This is a genomic window from uncultured Pelagibacterium sp., from assembly GCF_963972885.1.
GTDB lineage: Bacteria > Pseudomonadota > Alphaproteobacteria > Rhizobiales > Devosiaceae > Pelagibacterium > Pelagibacterium nitratireducens.
The window spans coordinates 1-4235 of record NZ_CAXAXY010000148.1; the positions used below are offsets into that span (position 1 = coordinate 1).

The 4235-nt window shown below is 64.0% G+C and carries 5 protein-coding genes; 1 reads left to right on the forward strand and 4 read right to left on the reverse strand.

The window, feature by feature from the left end:
- Nucleotides 1-1083, forward strand: a 1083-nt coding sequence (gene tcuB, locus AACZ55_RS15560; RefSeq protein WP_339647560.1) for a tricarballylate utilization 4Fe-4S protein TcuB, incomplete at its 5' end; no start/stop codon positions are given.
- Nucleotides 1084-1090: 7 nt separating this feature from the next.
- Here tcuB and glp read toward each other — a convergent pair.
- The 4 genes from glp to trpD form a co-directional block, all read right to left on the reverse strand.
- A complete protein-coding gene (gene glp, locus AACZ55_RS15565) occupies nucleotides 1091-2281 on the reverse strand; it encodes a gephyrin-like molybdotransferase Glp (protein WP_339647561.1) in 1191 nt (396 codons plus the stop codon).
- Entirely contained in the window at nucleotides 2278-2763 is a 486-nt protein-coding gene (gene moaC / locus AACZ55_RS15570) for a cyclic pyranopterin monophosphate synthase MoaC (protein ID WP_339647562.1), read from the reverse strand. The genes glp and moaC overlap by 4 nt, the downstream gene beginning before the upstream one ends.
- Nucleotide 2764: 1 nt before the next feature.
- Nucleotides 2765-3562: an indole-3-glycerol phosphate synthase TrpC gene (gene trpC, locus AACZ55_RS15575; protein ID WP_339647563.1), complete on the reverse strand. Its 798-nt coding sequence runs from the start codon at nucleotides 3560-3562 to the stop codon at nucleotides 2765-2767.
- Nucleotides 3559-4235: anthranilate phosphoribosyltransferase (gene trpD, locus AACZ55_RS15580; protein WP_339647564.1), on the reverse strand; the 677-nt coding region annotated here is incomplete at its 5' end. The genes trpD and trpC, both read right to left, overlap by 4 nt.

Sequence of the window (4235 nt, forward strand, 5' to 3'; positions counted from 1 at the left end):
GCCGTCGATTTTGACACCGGCGAGGACGCCGCCATCAACGAGGCCCGCCGCCAGCTCGAGATCTGCAACGCCTGCCGCTATTGCGAAGGCTACTGCTCGGTCTTTCCCGCCATGACCCTGCACCGCGCCTTTTCGGACGGCGAGGTCACCCAGCTGGCCAATCTCTGCCATAACTGCCGTGGCTGCTATTACGCCTGCCAATACACCGAACCCCACGAATTCAACCTCAACCTCCCTCGCGCCCTTGCCGAGGTCCGCGTTGAAAGCTGGGAAAAATTCATCTGGCCCAACGGCCTGGCCGCGCTGTTCCAGAAAAGCGGCATGGCGCTGGCCGGTGCCCTAGCCGCTGGCATCGCGTTTATCCTGATAATCGCCTACGCCATCCGCCCCGAAAGCGGCGAGGGCTTTTATGCGGTCATCTCCCACACCGTCATGGCGACGCTCTTCACCGTTACTTCGTTCCTGCCGCTGGCCCTCGTGGCCGTCGGCGTCTGGCGCTATTGGCGCCATGTCGGCGGTGAGCGCGTCACCATCAGGCATCTCCATGATGCGCTGGTCGATGCCGGCAAACTCAAGAACCTCTCAGGCGGAGCCGCCGAGGGCTGCAATTACGAGAATGAAGATCGCTACACAATGGCCCGCCGCTGGGCGCATCAGGCCGTCATGTGGGGCTTCGTGCTCTGCTTTGCGGCCACGTCGTCCGGCACGGTCCTGCACTATGGCTTCGGTATGGAAGCGCCCTATGGGTTATTCTCTCTGCCCAAACTGTTCGGCGTCCCGGGCGGCATCCTGATGACACTCGGTGGCATCGGGCTCATCGCCCTCAAACTGCGCGCCGAAAAGAACCTCGGCGCTCCCGCGGTCTGGGGCGGGGAAATGGCCTTCGTGGTGCTGCTGACCGCAACCGCCGCCACCGGCCTGGCGCTTTATTGGGCCACCGGCACCCCCGGCGTACGTCCGCTACTCATCGCCCATCTGGGAGCCGTCTTTGCGCTGTATCTGACGCTGCCCTACACCAAGATGGTCCACGTCCCGTTCCGTCTGGCAGCGCTCGTCCGCGACGCCCAGACCAAACTGACCTAACCTGACCCTACAGCATGTGCGCGGCGACGATCTCGCCGCGCGCCTTGCCGGAACAGTTTTCGTCCTGAACAATCAATACGTCAGCTGAGGCCAGCGAGGATAAATGCCCGCTGTCGGTCTGCCGGATCGGCTCGACCTGGGTTCCGCGCTCTGCATCGCTCACCAACCGCCCGCGCATGAAATGCCGGCGCGGTCCATTGGGTGGCAAGTCTTCGGCCAGTGGCAGATAGAGCGGAGCGGGCAGGGCGCCGCCCATCATTCTCAGCACTGCCGGCAAAACGAAAATCCGCGCCGTCACCAGTGCGGAAACGGGATTGCCCGGCAGCCCGAACACCACCGTCTTGCCCGTGCGGCCCAACATCAGCGGCTTGCCTGGCCGCATGGCGATGCGCCAGAAATCGATATCGACCCCGTTCGCCTTGAGCATGTCCTGCACGAAGTCATGCTCGCCCACGCTGGCCCCGCCGGTCGTGAGCAAAATATCGGGCTTCTCGGCCAGCGCCCGACCGAGCGCGTCGCCCAACACATCCCTGTCGTCGGTAACGATTCCCAGATCGCGCACCTGCGCACCGTGCCCTGTAAAGAACGCGCCCAGCCCGACCGAGTTGGACGCGACGATCTGATCGGGTCCAACCACGCCCCCCGGCGCCACCAGTTCATCCCCGGTCGCCAGGAGCGCTACACGCGGACGCACTGAAACCGCCACGTCGGCGACATTGCCCGCCGCCGTCAACGCGATCTTGCGTGGATCGAGCGCAGCTCCTGCCGCAACCAGCACATCGCCTTGGCTAAAATCCTCGCCGCGAAACCGTATGCTGCGCCCCGGCGCTACATCGCATTCAAAGGTGATGGCGTCGCTCTCGGCCCGTGTCTCTTCTTGCATGATGACGGCATCGGCCCCGGAGGGTACAGGCGCACCGGTAAAGATCCGCGCGCATTGGCCCGGCCCGACCGTCCCGTCAAACCCGGCCCCGGCCTGCGAAGCGCCGATCATTCTCAGCGTAACGCCGGGCTGCACGTCCTCTGCCCGTACAGCGTATCCATCCATGGCGCTGACATCGAATGCGGGGTTGAACAGCTTGGCGCGCACATCCTCGGCCAGGACCCGTCTTGCCGCCTCGGCCAGAGCAACCCGCTCGCTGCCAAGCGGACGCACGGATTTCAGAATCCGCTCCAGCGCCTCATCGACCGAAATCAACCCGGCACCCGCCTGAAATCGCCGGACTTGCCGCCACTCTTTTCGATCAGTTGCACACCGGAAATGGTCATGGATTTGTCCAGCGCCTTGGCCATGTCATAAAGCGTGAGCGCGGCCACTGACGCCGCGGTCAGCGCTTCCATCTCAACCCCGGTCCGCCCCACGGTCTCGACAGTCGCTGAAATCGCAATTGTGCCGGGCGCCTCGCCGCGCTCGATCTCCACGCCGATTTTCGTCACCGGAATGGGGTGGCAAAGCGGGATCAGCTCGGAGGTTTTCTTGGCCGCCATGATCCCGGCCACCCGCGCGACGGCAATGGCATCGCCCTTCTTTAGCGTGCCCCCGAAAATCGCCTCGACGATCTCGACCGTGGCGTGCAGTAAGGCACCGGCCACGGCACGCCGCACGGTTTCGTCCTTGCCCGATATGTCGACGATGCGCGCCGCGCCCGTCTCGTCGAGATGGGTCAACTCGCGCGCCATCTCAAGATCCCGTCAAGAGCGTACGGGTCGCCGCCGCCACATCGGCCTGCCGCATCAGGCTTTCCCCGACCAGGAAGCACCCGACGTCGGCCTCGGCCTCAAGGTATTTGATATCCTCGTGGGTGAAAACGCCGCTTTCCGACACCAGAAGTTTATCGTCAGGCACCAGTTTCGCCAGAGCGACAGTGGTTTCCAGCGTCACCTCAAAGGTTCGCAGATTGCGGTTGTTGATGCCGATGAACTCGGCGCCCAACGCCAGCGCACGCTCGGTTTCCTCTGCGTCATGGACTTCCACCAGCGCATCCATTCCCCATTCGGCAGCGCTCTCGAGCAAAATCCGAGCGGCAACATCGTCGACCGACGCCATGATGATCAGAATGCAGTCCGCCCCCCAGGCGCGCGCTTCGACAACCTGATAAGGCTCGAACAGGAAATCCTTTCGCAAGGCCGGAAGCGCCGTCGCCGACCGCGCCGCGCCCAGAAAATCCGGCCGCCCCTGAAACGATGGCGTGTCGGTCAAAACCGAAAGACACGCCGCGCCACCGTCTTGATAGGCCCTGGCCAAAACCGGCGGATCGAAATCGGGCCGGATCAATCCTTTGGATGGACTGGCCTTTTTGACCTCGGCGATCAGCCCGTATGTCCCGGCGGCCCGCTTGGCCTGCAACGCGGCGGTAAATCCGCGCGGCGCATCCTGCTCCCGCGCCATTGCGGTCAATTCGGCCAGCGGCACGGCCGACTTGGCCGCCGCGATTTCCTCGCGCTTGTAGGCCTCGATCTTGCGAAGAATATCGGTCATTGCGCCCCCGAAACGGCAACGAGTTTATCGAGCGTCGCCCTGGCCTTGCCGCTATCGATCACCTCGGCACCCATCGCCACGCCCTCGGGCAGCGTTTGCACCTTGTCGGCGATGATGAATGCCGCGGCCGCGTTGAGCAGCACAATGTCGCGATACGCTCCCCTGGCGCCATCGAGCAGCTTGCGCAGCTCGCCGGCATTGTGTTCAGGATCGCCCCCGACAATGTCTTCGAGCTTGGCGCGGGGCAGACCGGCGTCCTCGGGCGTCACCTCAAAGGAGGTCAGATTGCCGTTCCTGATCTGGGAGACGAAGGACGGCCCGGTGGTCGAAAGCTCGTCCAGCCCGCTGTCCCCATGCACGACCCAGGCCGCTTGCGCCTGATTGGCCAGCAGCGCGGCAGCCACCGGTTCCACCCACTCATTGTCGAACACGCCCAGCAGGTAGCGCTTCACCCCGGCCGGGTTGGACTGTGGCCCGAGCAGGTTGAACATCGTTCGCACCCCCATCTCAGCGCGCGTCGGGCCCACATGGCGCATGGCGGGATGATGATTGGGCGCGAACATGAACCCGATGCCCGCTTCGCGTATGCAGGTCGAAATCTGTTCGGGCGTCAGCTCAAGACTGATGCCCAGCTTTTGCAGCGCTTCGGCTGAGCCCGACTTCGACGACAGGG